Source organism: Streptomyces sp. NPDC004609 (assembly GCF_042873655.1).
In the GTDB taxonomy this organism is placed as follows: Bacteria; Actinomycetota; Actinomycetes; order Streptomycetales; family Streptomycetaceae; genus Streptomyces.
This window is the reverse complement of sequence record NZ_JBIALS010000014.1, coordinates 154,830-178,628: the sequence shown is the minus strand read 5'-3', so window position 1 is coordinate 178,628 and position 23,799 is coordinate 154,830. Positions and strand designations below refer to the sequence as shown.

Annotated in this window: 22 protein-coding genes and 1 pseudogene; 5 read left to right on the top strand and 18 right to left on the bottom strand. The window is 71.5% G+C overall.

The annotated features are described in order from the left end of the window. The 15 genes from ACFYT4_RS16630 to ACFYT4_RS16560 all read right to left on the bottom strand — a co-directional run. Positions 1 to 191: flavodoxin-dependent (E)-4-hydroxy-3-methylbut-2-enyl-diphosphate synthase (locus tag ACFYT4_RS16630; protein WP_389268948.1), on the bottom strand; the 191-nt coding region annotated here is incomplete at its 3' end. Between the two features lie 4 nt (positions 192 to 195). After that, on the bottom strand, positions 196 to 1,218 hold the full coding sequence (hpnH, locus tag ACFYT4_RS16625; RefSeq protein WP_389268946.1) for an adenosyl-hopene transferase HpnH: 1,023 nt from the start codon (positions 1,216 to 1,218) through the stop codon (positions 196 to 198). 5 nt (positions 1,219 to 1,223) lie between these two features. Continuing rightward, positions 1,224 to 1,877, bottom strand: coding sequence for a 1-hydroxy-2-methyl-2-butenyl 4-diphosphate reductase (locus tag ACFYT4_RS16620; protein WP_389268944.1), 654 nt, complete (start codon positions 1,875 to 1,877; stop codon positions 1,224 to 1,226). Next, entirely contained in the window at positions 1,877 to 3,901 is a 2,025-nt protein-coding gene (gene shc / locus ACFYT4_RS16615) for a squalene--hopene cyclase (protein WP_389268942.1), read from the bottom strand. The genes ACFYT4_RS16620 and shc overlap by 1 nt, the downstream gene beginning before the upstream one ends. Positions 3,902 to 4,061: 160 nt before the next feature. Next, positions 4,062 to 5,129, bottom strand: coding sequence for a polyprenyl synthetase family protein (locus ACFYT4_RS16610; RefSeq protein WP_389268966.1), 1,068 nt, complete (start codon positions 5,127 to 5,129; stop codon positions 4,062 to 4,064). A gap of 56 nt (positions 5,130 to 5,185) precedes the next feature. Then, complete coding sequence (gene hpnE, locus ACFYT4_RS16605) at positions 5,186 to 6,571, bottom strand: hydroxysqualene dehydroxylase HpnE (RefSeq protein WP_389268940.1); 1,386 nt, start codon at positions 6,569 to 6,571, stop codon at positions 5,186 to 5,188. Positions 6,572 to 6,683: 112 nt separating this feature from the next. Continuing rightward, the gene (gene hpnD / locus ACFYT4_RS16600; RefSeq protein ID WP_389268938.1) at positions 6,684 to 7,622 is read right to left on the bottom strand and encodes a presqualene diphosphate synthase HpnD; all 939 of its coding nucleotides are present in this window, start codon (positions 7,620 to 7,622) and stop codon (positions 6,684 to 6,686) included. Between the two features lie 8 nt (positions 7,623 to 7,630). Beyond that, positions 7,631 to 8,557 (bottom strand): squalene synthase HpnC, encoded by a 927-nt coding sequence (hpnC, locus tag ACFYT4_RS16595; RefSeq protein ID WP_389268936.1) that lies wholly within the window; start codon positions 8,555 to 8,557, stop codon positions 7,631 to 7,633. Between the two features lie 464 nt (positions 8,558 to 9,021). Continuing rightward, a complete protein-coding gene (locus ACFYT4_RS16590; protein ID WP_389268934.1) occupies positions 9,022 to 9,807 on the bottom strand; it encodes an ABC transporter ATP-binding protein in 786 nt (261 codons plus the stop codon). Then, positions 9,800 to 10,729 (bottom strand): ABC transporter permease, encoded by a 930-nt coding sequence (locus tag ACFYT4_RS16585; RefSeq protein WP_389268932.1) that lies wholly within the window; start codon positions 10,727 to 10,729, stop codon positions 9,800 to 9,802. Before ACFYT4_RS16585 ends, ACFYT4_RS16590 begins: the two co-directional genes overlap by 8 nt. 100 nt (positions 10,730 to 10,829) lie before the next feature. Next, complete coding sequence (locus ACFYT4_RS16580) at positions 10,830 to 11,681, bottom strand: glycosyltransferase family 2 protein (RefSeq protein WP_389268964.1); 852 nt, start codon at positions 11,679 to 11,681, stop codon at positions 10,830 to 10,832. A gap of 35 nt (positions 11,682 to 11,716) precedes the next feature. Beyond that, on the bottom strand, positions 11,717 to 12,496 hold the full coding sequence (locus tag ACFYT4_RS16575; RefSeq protein ID WP_389268930.1) for a CDP-alcohol phosphatidyltransferase family protein: 780 nt from the start codon (positions 12,494 to 12,496) through the stop codon (positions 11,717 to 11,719). Further along, entirely contained in the window at positions 12,474 to 13,535 is a 1,062-nt protein-coding gene (locus tag ACFYT4_RS16570; RefSeq protein WP_389268928.1) for an iron-containing alcohol dehydrogenase family protein, read from the bottom strand. The genes ACFYT4_RS16575 and ACFYT4_RS16570 overlap by 23 nt, the downstream gene beginning before the upstream one ends. Then, a complete protein-coding gene (locus tag ACFYT4_RS16565; protein ID WP_389268926.1) occupies positions 13,523 to 14,275 on the bottom strand; it encodes a sugar phosphate nucleotidyltransferase in 753 nt (250 codons plus the stop codon). Before ACFYT4_RS16565 ends, ACFYT4_RS16570 begins: the two co-directional genes overlap by 13 nt. Further along, the gene (locus ACFYT4_RS16560; RefSeq protein ID WP_389268962.1) at positions 14,272 to 16,137 is read right to left on the bottom strand and encodes a DUF5941 domain-containing protein; all 1,866 of its coding nucleotides are present in this window, start codon (positions 16,135 to 16,137) and stop codon (positions 14,272 to 14,274) included. Before ACFYT4_RS16560 ends, ACFYT4_RS16565 begins: the two co-directional genes overlap by 4 nt. A gap of 411 nt (positions 16,138 to 16,548) precedes the next feature. Here ACFYT4_RS16560 and galE point away from each other — a divergent pair, with 411 nt between their 5' ends. The 3 genes from galE to idi all read left to right on the top strand — a co-directional run bounded on the left by galE (position 16,549) and on the right by idi (position 19,681). Beyond that, complete coding sequence (gene galE, locus ACFYT4_RS16555) at positions 16,549 to 17,532, top strand: UDP-glucose 4-epimerase GalE (RefSeq protein WP_389268924.1); 984 nt, start codon at positions 16,549 to 16,551, stop codon at positions 17,530 to 17,532. 223 nt (positions 17,533 to 17,755) lie between these two features. Next, positions 17,756 to 18,709, top strand: a complete 954-nt coding sequence (locus tag ACFYT4_RS16550; RefSeq protein WP_389268922.1) for a cation diffusion facilitator family transporter — start codon at positions 17,756 to 17,758, stop codon at positions 18,707 to 18,709. Between the two features lie 378 nt (positions 18,710 to 19,087). Further along, positions 19,088 to 19,681: an isopentenyl-diphosphate Delta-isomerase gene (gene idi, locus ACFYT4_RS16545; RefSeq protein ID WP_389268920.1), complete on the top strand. Its 594-nt coding sequence runs from the start codon at positions 19,088 to 19,090 to the stop codon at positions 19,679 to 19,681. A gap of 76 nt (positions 19,682 to 19,757) precedes the next feature. On the opposite strand, the pseudogene ACFYT4_RS16540 reads toward idi, so the two are convergent. Together ACFYT4_RS16540 and ACFYT4_RS16535 are read right to left on the bottom strand one after the other, a co-directional pair. Next, positions 19,758 to 20,201: pseudogene (locus tag ACFYT4_RS16540) on the bottom strand (ATP-binding protein); the annotation flags it as partial. A 223-nt stretch (positions 20,202 to 20,424) separates the two neighbouring features. Further along, positions 20,425 to 21,027: an HdeD family acid-resistance protein gene (locus tag ACFYT4_RS16535; RefSeq protein WP_389268918.1), complete on the bottom strand. Its 603-nt coding sequence runs from the start codon at positions 21,025 to 21,027 to the stop codon at positions 20,425 to 20,427. A 64-nt stretch (positions 21,028 to 21,091) separates the two neighbouring features. Here ACFYT4_RS16535 and ACFYT4_RS16530 point away from each other — a divergent pair, with 64 nt between their 5' ends. Continuing rightward, positions 21,092 to 21,892 carry an enoyl-CoA hydratase/isomerase family protein gene (locus tag ACFYT4_RS16530; RefSeq protein WP_389268916.1) on the top strand — a complete coding sequence of 267 codons (801 nt, stop codon included), beginning with the start codon at positions 21,092 to 21,094 and terminating at the stop codon, positions 21,890 to 21,892. A 187-nt stretch (positions 21,893 to 22,079) separates the two neighbouring features. Then, positions 22,080 to 22,949, top strand: coding sequence for a hypothetical protein (locus ACFYT4_RS16525; RefSeq protein ID WP_389268914.1), 870 nt, complete (start codon positions 22,080 to 22,082; stop codon positions 22,947 to 22,949). Positions 22,950 to 23,106: 157 nt separating this feature from the next. Here ACFYT4_RS16525 and ACFYT4_RS16520 read toward each other — a convergent pair whose 3' ends face one another. Then, the gene (locus tag ACFYT4_RS16520; protein WP_389268912.1) at positions 23,107 to 23,748 is read right to left on the bottom strand and encodes a hypothetical protein; all 642 of its coding nucleotides are present in this window, start codon (positions 23,746 to 23,748) and stop codon (positions 23,107 to 23,109) included. Positions 23,749 to 23,799: the final 51 nt, after the last annotated feature.

Genomic DNA, 23,799 nt, shown 5'->3' with positions numbered 1-23,799 from the left:
AACTCCGCGATCTGCTGCAACGTCGCACCCACATCCGACGTACGCGTCGTCGTCATCGACTGCACCGACACCGGCGCATCACCACCCACAGCCACCGGACCGACCTCGATGCGCCGCGAGGTGCGGCGCATCGCGATCGGCCGGGGCGGTGCGGCGGGCAGCCCCAGAGAGACCGGCCCTGCTGCTGACATCACATCACCCGCGGTTTCCCGTGACGGTTTCCCGTGCGGCCCTGATGGACTCCTTGAGGGAGCCCATGGTGGCGAGGACGGCGGTGGGCTCGTAGCCGCAGTGCGCCATGCAGTTGGCGCAGCGCGGGTCCTTGCCGCGGCCGTACTTGTCCCAGTCGGTCTCCTCGATGAGCTCGCGGTAGGTCGGGACGTAACCGTCGCTCATCAGATAGCAGGGGCGCTGCCAGCCGAAGAGCGAGTAGTTGGGGATCGCCCAGGCCGTGCAGGGGAAGTCCGCCTTGCCCTCCAGGAAGTCCAGGAAGAGGGGGGAGTGGTTGAGCCGCCAGCGCCGCCGGTTGCCGCCCGCGAAGGACTTCTTGAACAGTTCGCGGGTCTGGTCCACGCCGAGGAAGTGCTCCTGGTCGGGTGCCTTCTCGTAGGCGTACGCGGGCGAGATCATCATCTCGTCCACCTTCAGCTCGTCGTTGAGGTAGTTCAGCACCTCGATGACGGTCTGCGGGGTGTCGGTGTTGAAGAAGGTCGAGTTGGTGGTGACCCGGAAGCCGCGCCGCTGGGCCTCCTTGATCGCCTCGACGGCCTCGTCGAACACCCCCTCCTTGGCAACCGACTCGTCGTGCCGCTCCCGGAGGCCGTCGATGTGGACGGCGAAGGCGAAGTACCGGGACGGGGTGAATTTCTCGATCTTCTTGCGGAGCAGCATGGCATTGGTGCAGAGGAAGACGTACTTCTTCCTGGCCACCAACTGGCGTACGATCTCGTCGATCTGAGGATGCATCAGCGGCTCTCCGCCGGCGATGGAGACCATCGGCGCACCGGATTCCAGCACGGCGCCCACCGCCTGCGCGACAGGCATCCGCTGCTTCAGCACTCCGGCCGGGTGCTGGATCTTTCCGCAGCCCTCGCACTTCAGATTGCAGGCGAAGAGCGGTTCCAGTTCGACGATGAGGGGGAACTTCTCGCGTTTGCGGAGCTTCTGTTCAAAGAGGTAGGTCCCGACCCGGATGGTCTGACGGAGTGGCATGGCCATCTAGCTCACCTCCTGGGGAGCAGCAAAGAACGGTGCCATTCATGAAGAGCGGGTAGTACAGCACGAAGAACACGGAAAGCTGATATTCCACCGCGCACTGTGCCGATACGGACGAGTTCATGCTCTGGAGCGTCCACGACCACTCGGACGGCCGCAACCGGGCGGGGCCCGGTCTCCAGGGCCGCGTGGAGAGTCACGGCCGACTCCATGTCGACCGCGACGGCTCCGGTGGCCCGCAGTTCCGCCCGCTCGGGGCCGCGGACCACATGGTCCGAGCCGATGAGCGGACCGGTGTGCACCTGACGTCCCGGCACGGCCCGGGACACGGCGCCGACCAGCAGCTCCGTGTCCGTGCAGACCGTCGCGGAGCCGGCCAGCCGGGTCTCGCCCGCGATCACCAGATCCCCGGGGTGCATTCCGGGGGCGAGTCCGGCGCAGAAACCCGACGCGACGACCGCCGCGTCCCGCAGCGGGCTTCCGGTCAGTGCGCCTCGCACGGCCCGCTCCGCGTTGCGCGGGCCCATTCCCGTGCGGAGCACGGTCACCGGCCCCCGGGCGCCGCTGTGGTCGCCGCCGCGCAGGGCGAGTCTCTCGATGCCGAGCGCACAGGCGATCAGCAGCGGCGCACGGGGGCCTGACGGCCCCGGGGATGCCTCCATCAGCCCCCCTTGCCGCTGCGGGCGACGGCGGGTTCCCCGTACACATAGCGGCCGAGCGCGGTGAGGGGGAAGACCTGCCGGTAGAGGTGATAGTTGATGGAGAAGTCCCAGGGGAAGCCCGTGCCGGTGAACTGGGGCTCGTCCCAGGACCCGTCGGCGCGCTGGGTCTCCGCGAGCCAGCCGACTCCCCGCTCCACCGACTTGCTGTCCCGCTCTCCCGCCGCGAGGAGCGCGAGGAGGGCCCAGGCCGTCTGGGAGGCGGTGGACGCGCCCTGGCCGATCCACTCGTCCTGGCTGTACGAGCGCAGGTCCTCGCCCCAGCCGCCGTCCGCGTTCTGCACGGTCTCCAGCCAGCGGACCGCGCGGCGGATCGCCGGGTGGGAGGTGAGCACACCGGCGGCGGTGAGCGCCGGGAGCACCGAGCCCGTTCCGTACAGGTAGTTGACTCCCCAGCGTCCGAACCAGGCGCCGTTGGGCTCCTGTTCGGCGAGGAGCCACTCGATGCCGCGCCGGGCGGCCGGGTGGTGGGCCCGGCCCTCGTGGGCGAGCATCTCCACGACGTGGGCGGTGACGTCCGCCGACGGCGGATCGACCACCTTGCCGAAGTCGCAGAACGGCAGCCGGTTGGGGAACTCGCTGGTGTTGTCGGCGTCAAACGCTCCCCAGGCGCCGTTGCGGGACTGCATGCCGAGCGTCCAGCGCCCGCCGCGCGCCACGGCGGCGTCCACCCGGGCCGGGTCGGGATGGCGGACCCTGCGCAGTGCGAGGATCACCTCGGCGGTGTCGTCGATGTCGGGGTAGTTGTCGTTGTGGAACTCGAACGCCCAGCCGCCGGGCGCGAGACGGGGCCTGCGCACGGCCCAGTCGCCCGGCCGGGAGATCTCCTCGCCGAGCATCCAGTCCGCGGCCCTGACGAGCGCCGGGTGATCGGCGGGGACGCCCGCGTCGGCGAGCGCGACCGTGGCGAGGCAGGTGTCCCAGACGGGCGACTGACATGCCTCGATCATCCGGACGGGGGCGCCCGAGGGACCGTCCTCGCGCCAGATCGCGAAGCGGTCCAGCGACTCCAGCCCGGCCTTCATGACCGGGTGGCCGAGGTCGTAGCCCAGCAGATGCAGGGCGATGATCGAGTAGACGGCGGGCGGCTGGATGCCGCCCCAGCAGCCGTCGCTCTCCTGGCGCTCGACGATCCACCGGGCGGCGGCGTTCATCGCCACCGAGCGCACCCGCCGCGGCGCGATCCGGTGGTAGAGGTGCAGTGCCCTGTCCGCGCGCTGGAAGAAGCCGTCCCAGCTCATCGCGGGTGCCATCGCCCTCGGCGGGTTGGGCACCCGGGGATCGGTGTGCAGCTCGTCGAGGGCGAAGGGCGCGGGCCGTACCGGCCGCTTCGCGGAGACGACGGTGAGCGGCACGATGGTCTGCCGGGCCCAGCAGCCGAAGTCGTAGATGTTGAGCGGGAACCACGTGGGCAGGAAGATCAGCTCGGGCGGCACCTCGGGGAGGTCCTCCCACTTCCACCAGCCGAACAGCGCGAGCCAGATCCGGGTGAAGACCCGGCTCGCCGCCATGCCGCCCTGCTCCCGGATCCACGCGGAGGCACGGGCCATATGGGGGTCGTCGGGGCGGTCGCCGGCCAGTCTGAGCGCGACGTACGCCTCGATGGTGGTGGAGATCTCGCCGGGGCCGCCGTGGAAGGTGGCCCAGGTGCCGTCGTCGCGCTGCTGCCCCCGGATGAAGCGGGCGGCGGCGGCGGTGGTGCGGGTGTCACGGATACCGAGGAACTCGCGGAGCAGCAGGTCCTCGGCGTCCATGGTCACATTGGTTTCCAGGTCGCCCTTCCACCAACCCTGGGCGTCCTGTTTGCCGAGCAGATACTCGACGGATCGTTCGGCGGCCCGTCGTGCGATCTCGGGCGGATCGCTCGCGGAGCTGCTTCTGACTGGGGTTGGGATGGATGTGGTCTCACTGGCCGAGGCTGCGCGGGCCCGGACGGGCCCGCTGCTTCCGTCGGTCGTCGCTGTCATGGCTTCCCCTTCGGTGCAGTAAGGCGTGCTCTGCTGTGGTGGGGTCTCCGTCGGCTGGTGAAACGGTTATCCGGTCACCGGCCGGCGACTGCGATGGGTATGTCGGTGGACGCGATAGCGATCATCTCTCTCATGGGGATCGGGTGGCGCGGGAGGGACGTCATCGCTTCCGTACGACGACGAAGTCGGCGAGCGCGACCAGCTGCGCCCGGACCCGGTCGGGCATGCCGATGCCGTTCAGGGCCTCGATGGCGACGGTGTGCTGGCGGCGGGCCTCCTGGGAGGTCCACTCCCGCCCGCCCGCCCGCTCGATGAGGGCCGCCCTGGTGGCGAACTCCTCCTCGGAGAAGCTGTCGAAGTCGTTGCTCTTGGCGTCGGCCGCGAGCAGCTCCCCGAGACGCTGTGAGGCCGGTCCTCCCGCGGCGAGCGCGGCGACGACCGGAAGGGACTTCTTGCGCTGGCGCAGATCGCTCCACGTCTGCTTGCCGGTGGCGACCGGGTCGCCCCAGATGCCGAGCAGATCGTCGACGGCCTGGAAGGCGAGGCCGAGGTGGTAGCCGTACTTCTCCAGCGTGTCGGCCGTGCGGTCGTCCGCACCGCCGAGGACGGCGCCGATGGAGACGGCGCAGGCGAGCAGCGCGCCCGTCTTGTTGCCCTCCATCTCCAGGCACTCCTCGACGGTGACCCGCTCGCGGTGCTCGTAGGAGATGTCCTGGGCCTGGCCGTCGATGAGTTTGCGGGTGGCGGTGGTCAGCCGGCGGGTGGCGCGGCCCGCCTCGGCGGTGCCCAGCTCCAGCAGGACCTCGTTCGCCAGCGCGAACAGCGCGTCGCCGACGAGGATGGCCTGGGCGGGCCCGTGCACCTTCCACACGGTGTCGCGGTGGCGGCGCTGCTCGTCGCCGTCCATCAGATCGTCGTGCAGCAGCGAGAAGTTGTGGACCAGTTCCACGGCGACGGCACCGGGGACACCGACCTCGGGCGCGGCTCCGGCGGCCTCGGCGGACAGCAGCGCGAGCGCGGGCCTCACGGCCTTTCCGCCGTCGCCCGCGGCCGGGCGGCCCTCGGCGTCGATCCAGCCGAAGTGGTAGGAGGCGACGGTGTCCATGGGAGGGGCGAGGCGGTCGACGGCGGCACGCAGCACCGGTGCCGACATGGCCCGCCCGCGCTCCAGCAGCGCGGTGATGTCCACGCTCCCGGCGATGTCGTCTGACGGGCTCGCCGAAGGCACAGTCGGCACGGTCTCTCCCCTGGTTTCGGTTGCTCCGGTTACTCCGGTACGTGGGCTCACGCCGCCTCCTTGAGAGGGTGTTCATGGGGACGGCCGAGAGCCTGGAGCGCGGCGGCGGCAGCGGTGAATCCGCTGCGTACCGCACCCTCCATGGTCGCGGGCCAGCCGGTGGCGGTCCACGCGCCCGCAAGGTACAGGCCCGGCACGCGGGTGCGGGCCCCGGGGCGGAGCCTGCCGACACCGGGAGCGGGCGCGAAGGTGGCCGTGCGCTCCCTGGTGACGAAGAAGTCGCGCACCCGCGCCTGCCGGGTGGGCGGCAACAGCCGTTCCAGCTCGGGCAGATACCGCTTGCGCAGCTCGGCCACGGGCGCGTCGATCTCGTGCTGGGCGGCGGACTGGGAGACCGCCAGGTACTGGCCTTCTCCGAGCCCGGATGCCTCGGTGCGGTCGAAGACCCACTGGACCGGGGAGCCGAGCGCGGCGAAGAACGGCCGGCGCAGCACCTTGCGGTCGTACAGGACATGGACGTTGAGGATGGGCGCGGTGCCGATGTCGAGGAGCCGGTCGGGGGCTTCCAGCGCTCCGTCGGGCAGCAGGGCACGGGTTTCGCGCTGTGCGGTGGCGAGGACGACGGTGTCGGCCTCCAGCGGTGCTCCGCCTGTCTCGACGCGCCAGCCCCCGTGCTCCGCGCGACGGACGCCGCGGACCCGGGTGGAGATCTCGGTGCGGACACCGGCGGCGTCGAGGGCCTTGCGGGCGAGGGTGTCGTGGAGGTCGCCGAGCGGGACGTGGGCCCAGCCGATGTCGGCGGCTCCGGGCTCGGAGAGCAGCCCGGTCTTGAAGACCATGGCGGCCAGGGCCATGGAGACGTCGGGCGCCCTGGCGTTCAGGGTCGCCACGCCGACGAGGTCCCACAGGGCCTCGATGGCGCGCGGCGACTGGCCCTGGCGGCTGAGCCAGGTCGCGAAGTCGATGCCGTCGAGCGCGGGGTCGGCGGGATCGAGCCTGCCGAGTGCCAGGGCGGCCCGTGAGACGGACGCCCGCTCGGCGAGCGAGAGATGCGGATAGCCGGCGAGGGAGGCCGCGAGGTGGAGCGGTACGGGCAGCGCGGTGCGGCGCAGCCGTCCGAGCCGGGGCCGGCCGGACCGCCCGACGTCGAGCACGGGCACGTCCAACCGTTCCTGCACGGGGGCGAGAGCGGCACCGCCGACCCGCTCCAGGAACCAGCGGTAGGCGGTGCAGCAGCGCAGATAGACGTGCTGGCCGTTGTCGACGGTGAGGTCGCCGCGCTGGAAGGAGAAGGCGAGGCCGCCCAGTCGCGGGCGGCCTTCGACGAGTGTGACGCCGACCCCCGCATCGGCGAGCTGGAGCGCGGCGGTGACTCCGGCGAGGCCGCCGCCGACCACCACCGCGTGCCGGGACCGCATGTCGTCGTCCGTCATGCGACCTCCCCTCGGGCCGTCGGGTTCTGGGACGCCGTGTCGGTGGATACGGTTGCGTCCCAGTCAATTGTGTACGGATACGGCATCGGGTGACACCCGCGCGACTGAGTCATCAGGCACGCCCCCGGGGGCCCTGCCGGTTGACGTGCCGGGCGTCGAGGCCGGAGAGGCCGCGCACGGCGACGTACGCCTTCTCCCTGCCGGGCAGCGAGACCCGGCCGCGCAGCACGGCCTCGGGGTCGCGTTCGATGCGGTCGAGGAGCCGGCGGTAGATCCCGGCCATCGCGGCGACGCAGGCGCCGCTGCGGCGGTCGAGCATGGGCAGCAGCCGGTAGCCCTCGGCGAAGAGCGTGCGGGCGCGGCGCACTTCGAAGTGGACGAGCCCGGCGAAGTCGGAGCCGGACGGCGGGGTCGCGGCGTGGAAGCCCGCGGAGCAGCCGAACTTGGCGAGGTCGTCGGCGGGCAGATAGGTGCGCCCGTTGGCGGCGTCCTCGCGAACGTCCCTGAGGATGTTGGTGAGTTGCAGGGCGAGCCCGAGGGTGTCGGCGTACTCGGCGGCGCGTTCGGTGCCGCGCGCGCCGTCCTGGGTTCCGAAAACGCCGAGCGAGAGCCGCCCGATCGCTCCCGCGACACAGCGGCAGTACACCTTGAGGTCGTCCCAGGTCTCATATGTCTCGCCGCGCACGTCCATCAGGACGCCGTCGATGAGTTCGTCGAGTCCGTCGAGCGGGATCGGGAAGCGCCGGGACGCGTCCGCCAGGGCCACGGCCACGGGGTCGGTGTCGTCCTCGGCGACGGCGTCCCCGCGTACGCGCTCCAGCAGTTCGCGGGTGGCCTCCAGCCGCTCCCGCTTGGCGTCCGCCGTCAGCGGCCCGTCGCCGATGTCGTCGACGCGCCGCGAGAACGCGTACAGCGCGGACATGGCGTGCCGTTTGCCGGTCGGCAGCAGTCTGATGCCGTAGGCGAAGTTACGTGCCTGCTGGCCGGTGACGGCCTCGCAGTAGCTGTAAGCGGCCTGCACCGGCGCCGATACGCTGGTGGGTCCCTCCATCGTCCGGCTCACCCCTCTCTACGCGCTCTTCGCAAGACGGCCGCCATTTCACGCAGCAGCGTCGCCTTGGCGGGTTTGGGCGGTCCGGGCAGTACGTCGTATCCGGCGGCGGCGATCGCGGCGAGGGCGGCGTACCCGCCGCCGGTGAAGCCGGCGAGCAGCAGCCGCAGCCTGCCGTGGACGCTGCCCACGAGGGGCAGCCCCTCGTCCAGCAGCCGGCGGGCCCGGTCCGCCTCGAAGGCGATCAGGGCGCGCACCGAGGCCCCCCCGGAGGGTTCCTTGAGATCGGCCTCGGTGACATGGAACCGCCGCATGTCCTCGGCGGGCAGATAGATCCGGTCACGGGCGAGATCCTCGGTCACGTCCTGCAGGTGCTCGATGATCTGCAGGGCGGTGCATACGGCGTCGGAGCGGCGCAGCCGCTCGGGGGTGGCGGTCCCGGTGACCTGGAGCACCAGCCGCCCCACGGGGTTGGCGGACAGTTCGCAGTAGGCCGCCAGTTCCCGGTAGGTCTCGTAGCGCCGCACCAGCTGGTCCTGCCGGTTCGCCTCGATCAGGGCGGTGAACGGCGCGGGGGTGAGCGAACGCCGGCGCACGGCCGGGCGGAGGGCGCTCAGCAGCGGATGGCGCGGCTCCCCCGCGGGGTCGAAGACGCGCCGCAGATCGGTTTCGAGGGCGTCGAGCACGGTGAGGCGGTCGTCCGCGTCGGCGGGGTCGACACCGAGCCGGCGGGCGTCCGCGCCACCGGGCGCGAGATCGCCGTCGCCGATGTCGTCGACGAGACGGGCGTAGCCGTACAGGGCCATGAGGTCGTCGCGCCAGGCCCGGGGCAGGAAGAAGGGGGCCACGGGGAAGTTCTCGTGCGCGGCCTTGTCGAGGGTGGCGCGCGCGGGGTCCGCCGGGGAGGCCGCGCGCTGTTGTCGGGTGCCGGTCATACGGGGCTGCCTGCTGCGGGGACGGCGAAAGCCTCGCGGAGCTGGAGATTTTCGATCATTGCCGTCACATCTCCCGTTCTACACTGCCGATCCAATCCATCCTATTTCGGACACGCCGCCGGTGTTCCCGACTGCTCGGTGACCGCCCTCCGGACAGGGCGCCCAGGGCGTATCGCCCCACTTGCCGTGATTCAGCATCCGTACAGCTTACGTTGTACAACGCCCACTGATACGCAGGGGTGTTCCGGTCGTTGCAAGAACATCGCATCAAGGGTCAACCTTCCCTCGGGGCCGCGGACTTGACGGGCGGCCGACGCTCCGGGCAAGCGTGCCGGACCCGGCCCGCGGGCGTCGCCTTCGACGGGCAAGACGCAGGAAGACCCCCGTCCGGATGCCATGGCGGGGGCCTTGATCGGGGCCGGACGCTCTCCGGCCCCCTGGGGTCGCTGCGTGCCGGTCCCGTTCTACTTCCGGGTCTCCGCCTCGTACGCCTTGAGGACGTCGGCCGTGGGCCCGTCCATCATCAGGACGCCCTTCTCCAGCCACAGGACCCGGTCGCAGGTATCCCGGATGGAGCCGAGGCTGTGGCTGACCAGGAACACCGTGCCGGCGTGCTTGCGCAGCTCGCGGATCCGCTGCTCGGAACGGATCTGGAACCTGCGATCGCCCGTCGCCAGCGCCTCGTCGATCATCAGGACGTCGTGGTCCTTGGCCGCCGCGATGGCGAATCTGAGGCGCGCGCCCATGCCCGAGGAGTAGGTCCGCATGGGCAGGGTGATGAAGTCGCCCTTCTCGTTGATGCCGGAGAAGTCGACGATCCCCTGGTAGCGGTCGCGGATCTCCTCGCGTGACATGCCCATCGCCAGGCCGCCCAGGACCACATTGCGCTCACCGGTCAGATCGCCCATCAGCGCGGCGTTGACACCGAGCAGCGAGGGCTGGCCGTCCGTGTAGACCTTGCCCTTCTCCGTGGGCAGCAGTCCGGCTATGGCCCGCAGCAGGGTCGACTTGCCGGAGCCGTTGGTGCCGATCAGGCCGATCGCCTCGCCGCGGTGGGCGGTGAAGCTGACACCCCGCACCGCGTGCACCGTACGGACACCGCGCCGCTCGCCCTTGGGCCGCTTGACGATCCGGCTGAGGGCCGCGGTGGCGCTGCCCTTGCCGCCGGCCGCGCCGCGGACCCGGTAGACGATGTGGACGTCGTCCGCGATGACGGTGGGAACCCGTCCGGGGTCGGTGTCCTCAGCCACGGCCGTAGCGCTCCTCGGCCTTCCAGAAGTACACGAACCCGAAGACGCCGAACAGGATCGCCCAGCCCAGCGCGAAGGCCCAGATGTGCGGCGGCAGGTTCTCGGAGCCGTACCCGTCGATCAGGGCGAAGCGGACGAGGTCCATGTAGACCGCGGCCGGGTTCCACTGGAGGATGTCGGCGATCCAGGCGGGCTTGTCCTTGAGCATCACCGGGATGGAGAACATCACACCGGACGCGTACATCCAGGTCCGCATGATGAACGGCATCAGCTGGGCCAGGTCGGGCGTCTTGCTGCCGAGGCGGGCCATGATCAGCGCGAGACCGGTGTTGAACCCGAACTGGAGGACGAGCGCGGGCACGATCAGCAGCCAGGACAGCTGCGGATAGCTGCCGAAGCCGATGGCAATCAGCACCAGGACGATCATGGAGAACAGCAGCTGCTGGAGCTGCTGGAGCGCGAGCGAGATGGGCAGGGACGCCCGCGGGAAGTGCAGCGCGCGCACAAGGCCGAGATTGCCCGAGATGGACCGGACCCCGGCCATCACCGAGCTCTGGGTGAAGGTGAAGACGAAGACGCCGGTCACGAGGAAGGGGATGAAGACCTCCTTGCTCATGCCCCTTCCGGAGTTCAGGATCAGCCCGAAGATGAAGTAGTACACGGCCGCGTTGAGCAGGGGGGTGACCACCTGCCACAGCTGGCCGAGCTTCGCCTGGCTGTACTGGGCCGTCAGCTTGGCCTGCGAGAACGCGAGGATGAAGTGGCGCCGGCCCCACAGCTGCCGAACGTACTGGACCAGCCCCGGGCGGGCACCGCTGACCGCCAGACCGTACTTGGCGGCGAGCTGCGCCGGGGACAGTGAGTCGTCGGCGGACGGCCGTGCGGTCGTCGCGACCGCACCGTCTTGGGTTGTGTCACTCACAAGTGGAAACTTTCGTCTTCGAGATGCGCGGCAAAGGGGGCGCGGCCGCGGGCGCCGCCGGATTCCCGGCCGCGCCCGAAGCTCTCAAGGCCCAAGCTTGTCAGATCACGGGAGGGCGGCCCAGTCGGGTGAGCCGCCACACGGTACGCCACTTCATGGGCCGGCGCGGGCCGCAGGGTTTGCGCCAGCCCTCCGAGAAGCCCCCCAGCCATGACTTCAGGGCCGGGGCCGACGGCCGGCGGCCGAGGGTCACGAGCACCCAGACGCCGAGATACAGCGGGACCAGGGGCACGGGCAGATTGCGGCGTGCCAGCCAGACCCGGTTGCGGGCCACCATCCGGTGGTAGACCGCGTGCCGGGACGGGGGCGTCGTCGGGTGGAACAGCACCATGTCGGAGCGGTAGTCGATCATCCATCCCGCGTCCAGCGCGCGCCAGGCGAGATCGGTCTCCTCATGGGCGTAGAAGAACTCGCCCGGCAGCGCTCCGACCTCGGCGAGCAGCCGGGTGCGTACGGCGTTGGCGCCCCCGAGGAAGGTCGTGACCCGCGAGGAGCGCATCGGGTCGGACGCCCGCAGCCTCGGGACGTGGCGGCGCTGGGTGAGCCCGGTCTCCGGGTCGGCGATCCGGAAGCTGATGATCCCGAGCCGTGGATCGGCGGCGAGGGCCTCGCGCACCCGTTCGGCCGTGCCGGGGTCGGGCAGCAGCCCGTCGTCGTCGAGGAACAGCAGCGCGTCGACCTCGGAGCCCGCGGGGCCGAAGGCCTCGATGCCCACATTGCGGCCGCCCGGGATGCCGAGGTTCTCCGGCAGTTCCACGGTGCGTACGGCCGGGAAGTCCTCGACGCCGGTGACGGGCGCGCCGTTGCCGACCACGACGACCTCGATCGGGTCGCCCTTCTGCCGGGCGACCGAGTCCAGCAGCGCGCGCAGATCGCCGGGGCGGTCGCCCATCGTCAGGACGACCGCGCCGAGCGTGAGGCCCGCCGTCACCTGAGCCTGCTGGAGGCGAGGATGGACACGAGGTGCAGCAGCGTCTGCACGACGGCGATACCGGCGAGGATCGCGATCCCGAGGCGGGTGAAGAACAGGTCGCCCCGGACCGCGTCGAGGACGGCCGCCAGCAGGATGAACAGACTGGCCTCGATTCCGCCGACGAGCCGGTGGAACTTGAGGGCGGCGGCGGCGCGGCGGGCGAGCGCCAGACCGGAGGAGCGGGGCACGGACGCCTCGTCCTTGACGGCGGGCAGCCCGCTGCGCTGGCGTGCCACGTCGACCAGATCGGTCTCGGCCTTGATCAGGATCGCGCCGAGCGCGGCGACCGTGCCGAGGAACGCCCACAGCCACTCGGCCCGTCCGTCGCCGAGGACATCGGCGCCGCGGACGCCGAAGCCGACCAGGAGGGCCGCCTCGCAGAGGTAGTGGCCGATCCGGTCGAGATAGACCCCGGTGATCGACGTCTGCTTGCGCCAGCGGGCGACCTCGCCGTCCACGCAGTCGAGCAGCAGATAGACCTGGAACAGCACCACGGTGACGATCGCGCCGGTCAGCCCGGGGATCAGCAGGGTGGCTCCGCCGATCACGCCCACCACGACCATGAGATAGGTCAGCTGGTTGGGCGTGATTCTGGTGTTCACCAGATACGGATCGATGTGCAGCGAGATCTCTCGCATGTACAGGCGTCCGGCCCAGTGCTCGCCGCTTCTCCGGTCCTTCACTCCCTCCGGGTGAACGACCGGGCGGAGTTCAGCTACGGATGGTCTTGGCATAGTCGGCGTACGCGTCCCTGATCTGATCGGTGGTGAGGTCAAGGTGCTCAAGGATGGTGAAGCGGCCCGGCCTGGTCTGCGGCGCGTACTCCACCGCCCGGACGAACTCGTCTGCGCCGAACCCGATTTCCTCGGGCAGCACCGGGAGTCCGTGCCTGCGCAGCACCTCGGCGAAGAGACCGGACTGCTCGGTGGCGCCGCGCAGATGCATGGCGAAGGCCGCGCCGAGACCGACCTGTTCGCCGTGGCTCGCGGCGCGCTGCGGATACAGCAGGTCGAAGGCGTGGCTGATCTCGTGGCAGGCCCCGGACGACGGCCGGGTGTCCCCGCTGATCGACATGGCGATACCGGTGAGGACGAGGGCCTCGGCGAGGACGGTGAGGAACGCGTCGTCGCCGATGCCCGCCGGGTGGCGCAGGACGGACTCGCCCGCCGTACGGGCCATGGCGGCGGCCAGTCCGTCGACCGGTTCGCCGTTGACGGCGTGGGAGAGTTCCCAGTCGGCGATCGCGGAGAGGTTGGAGATCGTGTCGCCGATGCCGGAGCGGATGAACCGGGGCGGGGCGTCCCGGATCACGTCGAGGTCGATGACCATGGCGATCGGGGTGGGCAGACCGTAGGAACCGCGGCCGTTGTCGTTGTCGAGGGTGGCCACCGGTGAACAGATGCCGTCGTGTGCGAGGTTGGTGGCGACGGAGACCATCGGCAGGCCCACCCGGGCCGCCGCGTACTTCGCCACATCGAGGATCTTGCCGCCGCCGAGGCCCACGACGGCGTCGTAGCGCTTGCCCTTGATGGAGTCGGCCAGCTCGACGGCGGCGTCGATGGTGCCGCCGTTCACCTCGTACCAGTCGGCGCCGGGCAGGGCCGGGGCGAGCCGGTCGCGCAGCGCGCGTCCGGAGCCGCCGCTGATGGCGACGGCGAGCTTGCCGGATGTGGAGATGCGCTGGTCGGCGAGGATGGTCGCCAGATCGTCCAGCGCACCCGGCCTGATGTCGACGACGACGGGCGACGGAATGAGCCGGGTCAGTACTGGCACGCGATCTCACGGCCCTTCGCGAGGTCGTCGTGGTTGTCGATCTCCACCCACTTCACGTCCCCGATGGGGGCCACGTCGATGGTGAAGCCGCGGTTCACCAGCTCCTGGTAGCCGTCCTCGTAGTACAGGTCGGGGTCGCGCTCGTACGTGGCCTTGAGCGCGTCGGCCAGCTCCGCGGCGGCCTCGGCCTCGATCAGGGTGACGCCGATGTACTCGCCGGTCGCGGTCGCCGGGTCCATCAGCTTGGTGATCCGGCGCACTCCCCTGCCGTCCTCGGTGATCACCTTCATCTCCTCGTCGGCGAGGCGCTTCACCGTGTCGAGGGCGAGGATGATCTTCCGTCCGCCGCCGCGGGCGTCGAGCAGGGTGCGCTCGACGGAGACGGGGTGGACGGTGTCGCCGTTGGCGAGAATGACTCCCTCTCGCAGGATGTCACGGGCGCACCACAGGGAGTAGGCGTTGTTCCACTCCTCGGCCTTGTCATTCTCGACGAGGGTGAGTCTGACGCCGTACGCGGCCTCCAGGGCCGCCTGGCGTTCGCGGACGGCTTCCTTGCGGTAGCCGACGACGATCGCGGCCTCGGTGATGCCGATCTCGGCGAAGTTGGCGAGGGTGAGGTCGAGAACCGTCTTCGCGGCACCGTCCTGCTCGGGGCCGACGGGCACGAGGGCCTTCGGAAGCGTGTCGGTGTAGGGGCGAAGACGCCGTCCGGCACCGGCTGCCAGTACGAGGCCGATCATGCGGGTTCTCCTTCGTCATGTACGGCGGGTGCTGCGGAGGACACCCAGAAGCGGATGCTCTCCACCAGCACCACGAGTGCGACGGCGACCGCGAGCGCCGTCAGCGCGATGGTGAAGTCCCGGGCGGCGACCAGGGCGGCCAGCAGCGCGACGGCCAGGATCCGGCCCTCGTGTCCGCCGATGGCACGCACCAGGGCACGCGGCGGCGCGCCCGTGCCACCGCGAATGCGGTACACCGTGTCGTAGTGATGGTAGGCGACGGCCGCAACCAGGCCGAAGGCCGCGGGCAGGGCCCCGTCCGTGTCCGCGCGGACGGCGAACGCCAGGACGGCGCCGTACTCGGCGGCCCGGAACACCGGGGGGACCAGCCAGTCGAGCGGGCCCCCCAGCGGGCGGGCGACGGCCAGACCGGAGGTGATCGCGTAGAGGACGGCCGCGGCGAGGGGGAGATACGAGCCGTGGTCGCTCAGCGCGGCGGCGGCGACCAGGACCGTGCCCCCGAGGAGGGCGATCGCCGGGGGCGCCATCGCGGGCAGGGCGCGCACGAGCCGGCGGCCCGCGCGGGCGACGGCCTCGGCGAGGGGGCCGGAGTCGGCGAGGTCCGCCAGGGCGCGGGTGGCGCGCTCGGTCCTGCGGGCCTTGCGGGTCACGGAGCGCAGCAGCCGGCCGGCGGTGGTGTAGCAGGCGGCGAAGGAGCAGCCGGCCAGCAGGGCGTAGAAGACGATCCGGGGGGTGGTGACGGCGGTGAGCACGGCGATCATGGCCCAGCGCTCGCCGATCGGGAGCACGATCATGCGGCGGACCCAGACCGTCCAGCCGACGCTGTCGAGCCGGTCGGAGAGGGCGGCGGTGGGGCTGGTGTTGGACACCGCGTCGTGGTTGGCCTCGTTGAAGGAGAAGTCCACGACGTGCCGGCAGGTCTGGAGGACCATCGCCGCGAGGGCGAGGGCCCACACGTCGTCCGCGCCGCGGGCGGCGCCGAGGGCGAGGCCCGCGTAGTAGGCGTACTCCTTGGCGCGGTCGAACGTGGCGTCGAGCCAGGCGCCCATCGTGGAGTACTGGAGGGAGTAGCGGGCGAGTTGTCCGTCGGCGCAGTCGAGGACAAAAGAGAACAGGAGGAGCATTCCGGCGGCGATGAATCCGCCGCGGGTGCCGGTGGCGGCGGCGCCCGCCGCGATCAGCGCGGTGACCAGGGACGCGGTGGTGACCTGGTTGGGGGTGAGCCCCCGGCGGGCGCACCAGCGGGCGAGATGGCGCGAGTAGGGGCTGATGCAGAACGTGGTGAAGAAGCCGTCGCGGGCCTTGACCGCGGAGCGCAGCCGTACGGCCTCGTCGTCGACGGCGGCGACCGCCTGGCGCGCCTCGTTGCGCCCCTGGGGGTCCTCGGGCACGGTGGCGACCAGGGACCCCAGCTCGGGGCGGTGCACGGCGGTGCCGCCGGCGGCGAGCGCGTCGGCGAGCCGGTCCGGGAGCCCCGCGTGGACGGTGGCGGAGCGCGGCGAGGTCTCCACGGCGCCGTCGCCCCCGGTTCGGGCCACGGGGGCGGAGGGCGCGTTTTCGGCCAGGACGGAGCCCGTGAGGGCCCGGGTGAGCGCTCCCCGTGCCTCGGGCTGCGCCGTCAGCGCGCCGGGGATCGCGGCGGCCGGGAAGCGGGGGTCCGTGAGGCCCAGGCGCAGCGAGTGGACATGCCCGACAAAACGGGTGTCGACCACGGCGACGCGTTCGGCGGCCGGGACGGAGGCGAGCAGCGCGGCGGTCTCATCCGTGCCCGGTGAGACCCGTACGTCGAAGCCCAGCGACCGCAGATCGCCCTCGAGCGACGATCCGGGCACGGGCGGACCGGTGAGGATGGCGGTCGACAGACGAACTCACTCCTTGGAACCGAGGGTGCGGATGCGCGGCGGCTCGGCCCGGTGCACGGGCGGCGGCTCGTCGGCAGAGGCTATCGGATGTGTTCAGGCGGTCGCTCACCGGCAGTTCGCGGCCGCCCGACACGGCGGGACCCCCGGAAGGCCCCCGCCCGGAGATCATCATCGTCGATCGGGCGCCCGGCCCACAAACCGCGCCCTGTACGGGGCGCGGGGCCGCCACCGGGTGTCTCCGTACCGTACCCGGAGGGCGCGGGGTATCAGGACGGAACAAACAGACAATGGGGAACGGCGCTCCGCGCAGAGAGCGGCCGGGAAGACGGCGGGACGGCCCGCGCGAGAAGCCGCGGGGAGAGTGTCCGCGAGCCCGCCGGGATCGACGGCTCAGGCCCTAGGCTGGCGGCCATGACTTGGCTGATCACAGGTGGAGCGGGATACATCGGCGCGCACGTGGCGCGGGCCATGACGGAGGCGGGTGAGCGGGTCGTCGTCCTCGACGACCTGTCGTCGGGGGTCGTCGAGAGGCTACCCAAGGACGTTCCGCTTGTACGGGGGGCGGTCCTGGACCGCGATGTGCTGGATCACACCTTCGCCGAGCACGGCGTCACGGGTGTTGTTCATCTCGCGGCGAAGAAGCAGGTCGGACAGTCGGTCGAGCAGCCACTGCACTACTACAGGGAGAATGTGCACGGGCTGACCGTGCTGCTGGAGTCGGTGGTCAAAGCCGGGGTGCGCAGGTTCCTCTTCTCGTCGTCGGCGGCGGTGTACGGGGTTCCGGACCTTGCCGTGATCCCGGAGTCGGCCCCCTGTGTGCCGATCAACCCGTACGGCGAGACCAAGCTGGCCGGGGAGTGGCTGGTCCGGGCGACGGGCCGGGCGCACTCCCTGTCGACGGCCTGTCTGCGCTACTTCAATGTGGCGGGTGCGGCCGGTCCCGAGCTGGCGGACACGGGAGTGTTCAACATCATCCCGATGTTCTTCGACCGGATCACGCGCGGTGAGTCCCCGCGGATCTTCGGCGACGACTATCCGACCCCCGACGGCACGTGCGTCCGTGACTACATCCATGTCGCGGATCTCGCCGACGCGCATCTCACGGTGGCCCGCCGGCTGGCCGAGCGGGACGACGCGGGCGATCTCACGCTGAACATCGGCCGGGGCGTCGGGGTCTCGGTGCGTGAGCTGGCCGATCTGGTGGGCGAGGTCACCGGGTACGACCTGGAGCCGGTGGTCGAGCCGCGCCGGCCCGGCGACGCGGCGAAGGCCGTCGCCTCGGTCGATCTGATCGGCGAGGAGCTGGGGTGGACGGCGTCGCGGGGGGTGCGCGACATGGTCGAGTCCGCCTGGGAGGGCTGGTGCCTGCGACACCCGGAGGCGCGCCGTCGTTAGCCACGCGAACAGCCCACGAGGCCGTGCCGGACGATGTCCGGCACGGCCTTCGGCGTAGCTGCCCCACACCCGACCGGGATCTCTCCAGCCTTCTGACCTGCGGGTCGTTTCCGCAGGTCAGGCGATATGACAACGGTGTTCAGTGCCGTGTTGCCACATACCCCCCACCCGTAGTTGACTGAGGTCTCGGGAGATCGATTCCGACGACCGGGAGGCACTTGCCATGGGGGCTGGGCACGACCACGGGCACGCGCACGGACATTCCCACGGGGGACCGCCGCCGACGGGAACCGCCGCCGCGGCGTACCGGGGGCGCCTGCGCATCGCGCTGTCGATCACCCTGGGCGTGATGGTCCTGGAGATCGTCGGTGGCATCGTCACCGGTTCGCTCGCCCTGGTCGCCGACGCCGCCCATATGGCGACGGACGGCATCGGCCTCGCGATGGCGCTGCTCGCCATCCACTTCGCCAACCGGCCGCCGAGCACCAATCGCACCTTCGGATTCGCGCGGGCCGAGATACTCGCCGCGCTCGCCAACTGTCTCCTGCTGCTCGGTGTCGGCGGCTATGTGCTCTACGAGGCGGTGGAGCGGTTCATCACCCCCACCGAGACCAAGGGCGGGCTGACGATCGTCTTCGCCCTGGTCGGCCTGGTCGCCAACCTGATCTCCCTGTCGCTGCTGATGCGCGGCCAGAAGGAGAGCCTGAATGTGCGCGGCGCCTATCTGGAGGTGCTGAACGACGCGCTCGGCTCGGTCGCCGTGCTCATCTCCGCCACGGTCATCATCACCACCGGCTGGCAGGCCGCCGACCCGATCGCGTCCCTGGTGATCGGGCTGATGATCGTGCCCCGCACCCTGAAGCTGCTGCGGGAGACGCTGAACGTCCTGCTGGAGGCAGCGCCCAAGGGCGTGGACATGGACGAGGTACGGGCGCACCTCGTCGCCCTGCCCGGGGTGGAGGAGGTCCACGATCTGCACGCCTGGACGATCACGTCCGGCATGCCGGTGCTCTCCGCGCACATCGTGGTGGCCCAGGACGTACTGGACACCATCGGCCACGAGAAGATGCTGCACGACCTCCAGGGGTGCCTCGGCGACCACTTCGACGTCGAGCACTGCACCTTCCAGCTTGAGCCGGCGGGCCACGCGGAGCACGAGGCGAGACTCTGCCACTGAGGCCGGGAGCCCGGGGGCGAGCCCCGGGGTCTCGGGAGCCTGAGGGCGGGCCGCCGGGAGCGGCCGGTCCCTCGGTGCTCCGCCGGGGTGACCGCGGAGGCCGCACGGCCCCTGTGGTCCCTTCGCTCGCGGGGCCACCGCGGTGGCGGAGCCGGATCACCGGTTCGGCCGCCCTCGCCCGAGGGTTCCCGGAGCGGAACGCGGGGCACGATCCGGTAGCCGGGGGCCTTCGGGCGACTGCGGCGGACGACCCTCCCGCCCGCGCGCCGGGGCCTCGGCCCCGGACATGCCCGGGCTGCCGAAGTGCGGACAAGCCGCTTTTGTACGGCAGACTTGAGCAGGCCCCTCAAGGGCCGAGCACCGATGCGAAGGATGGTTATGCCGACCTCACCAGCAACCGCCCCCGACACCGCTTCGAACGGCGCACCACCAGCGATCCTGCTCGAACTGGTCGACGAAGACGGCAACACCATCGGCACCGCGGAGAAGCTCTCCGCCCACCAGGCGCCGGGCCGGCTGCACCGGGCGTTCTCCGTGTTCCTCTTCGACGAGCGGGGACGGCTGCTGATCCAGCGCCGCGCGCTCGGGAAGTACCACTCCCCCGGTGTCTGGTCGAACACCTGCTGCGGGCATCCGTACCCCGGCGAGTCCCCCTTCGCGGCGGCCGCCCGGCGTACGCACGAGGAGCTGGGGATCTCGCCCTCGCTGCTCGCCGAGGCGGGCACGGTCCGCTACAACCACCCGGACCCGGACTCGGGCCTGGTCGAGCAGGAGTACAACCACCTGTTCGTCGGAATGCTGCGGGGCGCACCGCGGCCGGACCCGGAGGAGGTCGGCGAGACGGCCTTCGTCACCCCGGGCGAGCTGGCCGAGCGCCATGCGTCCGCGCCCTTCTCGGCGTGGTTCATGACGGTGCTGGACGCGGCACGTCCGGCGGTCAGGGAGCTGACGGGTCCGGCCGGCGGCTGGTGACCCGCTCCGGCGGCGGCATCGGGCCCGGCAGGGAGACGGTGTCGCCGCCCTGGCCGGGGGTGCGTCCCGGCGGCCCCAGCGGCATCTCGGCCCAGACGACCTTGCCGCCGCTCGCGGTGTGCTCGACGTCGCACGTCCCGCCCGCCTCCAGCGTGATCTCCCGGACGAGCAGCAGCCCCCGGCCGCCGGTCTGACGCCAGTCGGTCTCCAGCGCCTTCGGCCGGTAGGGGTGGTTGTCCTCGACGGAGACCCTGATCCGCCCGGCCGCGATCGCGACCTCGACGGCGACCTCCGGCGAGAGCAGGGCCGCGTGCTTCACCGCGTTGGTGACCAGCTCGGAGACGATCAGCAGCAGCCCCTGGAGGATCTCGTCCCTCCCCGGCACCCCCTGGCGGCGCAGCAGGTCCCGTACGGCGTGCCGGGCCCGGGGGACGGAGGCGTCGACCGAGGGTGCGGTGAACCGCCACACACCCTCGTCGTACGCAGACGGCCGGGCCGGGACGCTCCCGCGGCTCTCCATGGTCCGTACCCACCCTCGGATCGACTGCCACTGGCCTTCGGGTGACAAGTGTCGGCAGTGAGCGGGCGGGGACCCCGATCCTGAACAGAAGTCAGCGTCAATCGACCCCTTTTGACCGCGTTCGCGCGACCCGAGCGGCCGAGCGACTGTCCCTGACCCCTTCCGGGATCTCTTCCTGGCACCGTCCGGAACCCGGGCCGTCCGTCCGCGCACCCGGCCGGGATCACTGCGGTCCGTACGGCCCCTCGGGTCCCGTGTGCACCTCGGGTTCGGCGACCAGTTTGACGATCCGGCGGCCGCCGACGCCGATGGCGAGCAGCCCGAGGCCGTCGAAGAGCAGCACCAGCGAGAAGAACAGGCCGAGGACGTAGCGGCTGCTCTCCGGCCAGTTGCCGAGGACCAGGATGCCCAGCAGCACCCCGAGCACTCCCTGGAGCAGGGTCCAGCCGAACTGCGGGCCCTTCACCACCAGGGACCCCACCAGCCGGAACAGCCCTCCGGTCAGGAAGAGCAGCGCGGCGAAGAGGGTCAGCGCCTCGGCCGAGCCCTGGGGATGGCGGATGACGACCACACCCGCGGCGATGTTCAGCGCGGCGACCACCACGGCCAGCCAGAAGTACTCGCTGCCGCGCGACTCGATCGCGTGCACCAGGCCGACCAGTCCGCCGATCAGCAGCAGCCAGCCGAAGACCAGCATCGATGTGAGGGTCGCGACCCCGGTGTAGATCAGGCCCACGATCCCCGCGACGACGAGGATCGAGCCCAGCACCGCCAGCAGTCCGAAGCTGCGTTTGAGCTTTCGGGGCTCATCGCTCGTCCCGGCCATGGCCGCCACCTCCTCGCACTCCTACTCGATCGTAGGTCGAGCCGCGGCGGATAGCATCCGGCGCATGGACTCAGCCCGTCATGCGCCCCTGCCGGTGCCGGAGCCGCAGGTGACGCACACCGTCGCGGACGGCGTCGCCACCGTCGTCATCAGCAACCCCGCCAAGCGCAACGCCATGACGGCCGGGATGTGGCGGGCGGTGCCGAGGTTGCTGGACCGCCTCGCCGGGGACCCGGACGTCCGCGCGCTGGTCCTGACCGGCGCCGGGCCCACCTTCTGCGCCGGGGCCGACATCTCCTCTCTGCGGGAGCCGCCGGCCGGGCCCGCTGACTCCCCGCAGGCCCTGGCGGTACGGGCCGAGGAGGCGCTCTCCGCCTTCCCCAAGCCGACGCTCGCGGCCGTGCGCGGGCACTGCGTCGGCGGCGGCTGCCAGCTGGCCGGTGCCTGCGATCTGCGGTTCGCGGAGACGGACGCGCTGTTCGGGGTGACCCCGGCGAGGCTCGGGATCGTCTACCCTGCCTCCTCCACCAGGCGGCTGGTCTCGCTGGTGGGCCCCTCGGCCGCCAAGTATCTGCTGTTCTCGGGCGAGTTGATCGACACGGAACGGGCGCTGCGCACCGGTCTGGTCGACGAGGTGCTGCCTCCCGGTGAACTCGACAAGCGGGTCGCGGAGTTCACCCGTGTCCTCGTCTCGCGCTCGCAGCTCACCCAGGCGGCGGCGAAGGAGTTCGCGACGGGCCGCACGGACCGGGACGCGTACTGGAGCGAGCGGGCGGCGGAGCAGGCGCGGCCGGGCGGCGACACCGCGGAGGGCGTGGCCGCGTTCCTGGAACGGCGCGCGGCGCGGTTCACCTGGAGCGCTTGACGGATCCGGGGCGCGACTCGGGCGCCGGGTGCGCGCCCCGGTGCCGGATCCCGTGCGGTGGGGTTCCGGGCGGTTGGGGTGGGGGTTCCGGGCTTTCGGTGGTGCCCCCGGGCACGGACGCGCCGGGTGCCGTAAGCACCCCGGCGGAATCTGTTGCATGCACCAACCAGTCAGTAGCCTGACCGGTATGACCACGGAGATCTCACTCGCGCGCATGGGCCGCCGCTGCCACCACGTTCTCAATCCGCTGCACTCGACGGTGTACTTCTCCCCCGATCTGGCCGACGAGACCGCCGCCCTCGGCATCCACGGCTGGGAGGCCGCGTACGTCGCGACCCGCGCGGCGCCGATGGGCCCTGCCGGGCCCGGCAGGGTCGCGTCGGCGTTCTACCACTTCAACCAGGAGTTGATCGCCCGGCACCTGCCCGCCGTATGGTCCCTCGCGCCCCCGGCGGCCGTCCTCGACGCACGGCTGCGGGCCGCCGACCTCACGCTGCGGCGGCTGCTCGGCCCGGAACTGATCGCCTCCGCGGAACTCGCGGAGGCGGCCCGGCTCGCGCTGCGGGCCGCGGAGGGCTGCGCCCGGCCCGCCCGGCCGCTGTACGCCGCGTACGCGGACCTGCCCGTCCCCGACGAACCGCACCTCGCGTACTGGCATGCCGCGGGCCTGCTGCGCGAGCACCGGGGCGACAGCCATCTCGCGGCACTCCTCGCGCTCGAACTCGACCCGCTGGAGGCGCTCGTCAGCCACACGGCGACCGGCCGGGGCATGGCCCGGCGCTGGGTCCTCGCCACCCGCGGCTGGCAGCCCGCCGACTGGGAGGCGGCGCAGGAGCGGCTGCGGAAGCGGGGGCTCCTCGACGAGGACGGCGGGCTGACGCGGGAGGGTGTACGGCTCCGGTCGGAGCTGGAGGACCTCACGGACCGGATCGACCGGGGGCCGTACGAGCGTCTGGGCGCGGAGGGAGTGGAGAGGCTGACGGAGCTGGGGAAGGTGATGCTGGGACCGGCGGTGGCCGCGGGCGCGTTTCCCCCCGAGGTGATGGGCGGGGCGTGAGGCGCCCCGGGCACGGGATCGCTGCGGGTTCGGGGCGGCCCGCCGTGAGGTGCCCCCGTATGTGAGCCTGCTCCGGGCGCGGGCAGTCACCAGGCCCGGGGTTTCATGGGGGCTGGGCCTCACGGAGGCTGCGGCCTCACGGGGGCCGGGCCTCACGTCAGTTGAGGTACAGCGCCAGTCCGCACAGGCCGTGGCGGGCCCTGGCCGCCTGGTGCCAGACGCGCAGAGGGCCGTCGATGACGGATTCGTGGTCGGGGCGGTAGGCCAGCCAGTCCTGGGCGTCGACGCCGGCGCGTTCCCCGGGGCCGAAGGTCAGCGCGCGTTCCACATGGGGCAGGGCTTCACGGACCTCGCGCGAGGTGAGGAGGAAGTTGCCGCACCAGCCCGGCAGCTGGGCCGCGCGTTCGGGGCCGATGGCGTGGAAGAGCGAGCCGACGGGGAACGTTCTGCGGTGGCTGGAGAAGAACATCACCGAGGGATCGGGCTGGCGCTTCCACACATCGCCCTCCACCTGGAAGCCCCCGCCCCCGCCGTGACACATGTCGGTGATGCGTTCAGCGGTGGCGGTCAGCAGTTGGAAGGAACGCAGCGCCTCGGCCTCCCGGCTGTCACGGTCGGTCCCGTAGGTGATGTACCAGGTCCGGTAGTCGGGCAACGGCATCCTCCGCCACAGGTCCCAGCGCCGCCGGGCGACCGGATCGGTGCGCTCCGCCTCGATGACCGGCAGCAGGCGCGGCGCCAACTCCGCGATGACGGTGTCCTCGTGGGCGCTGATCGCCCAAGCGGCCGTGAATCCCATGGAGGGACGTTATGCGACACCGCGCGCGTTCAGCTCCGCCGGGACTGATCG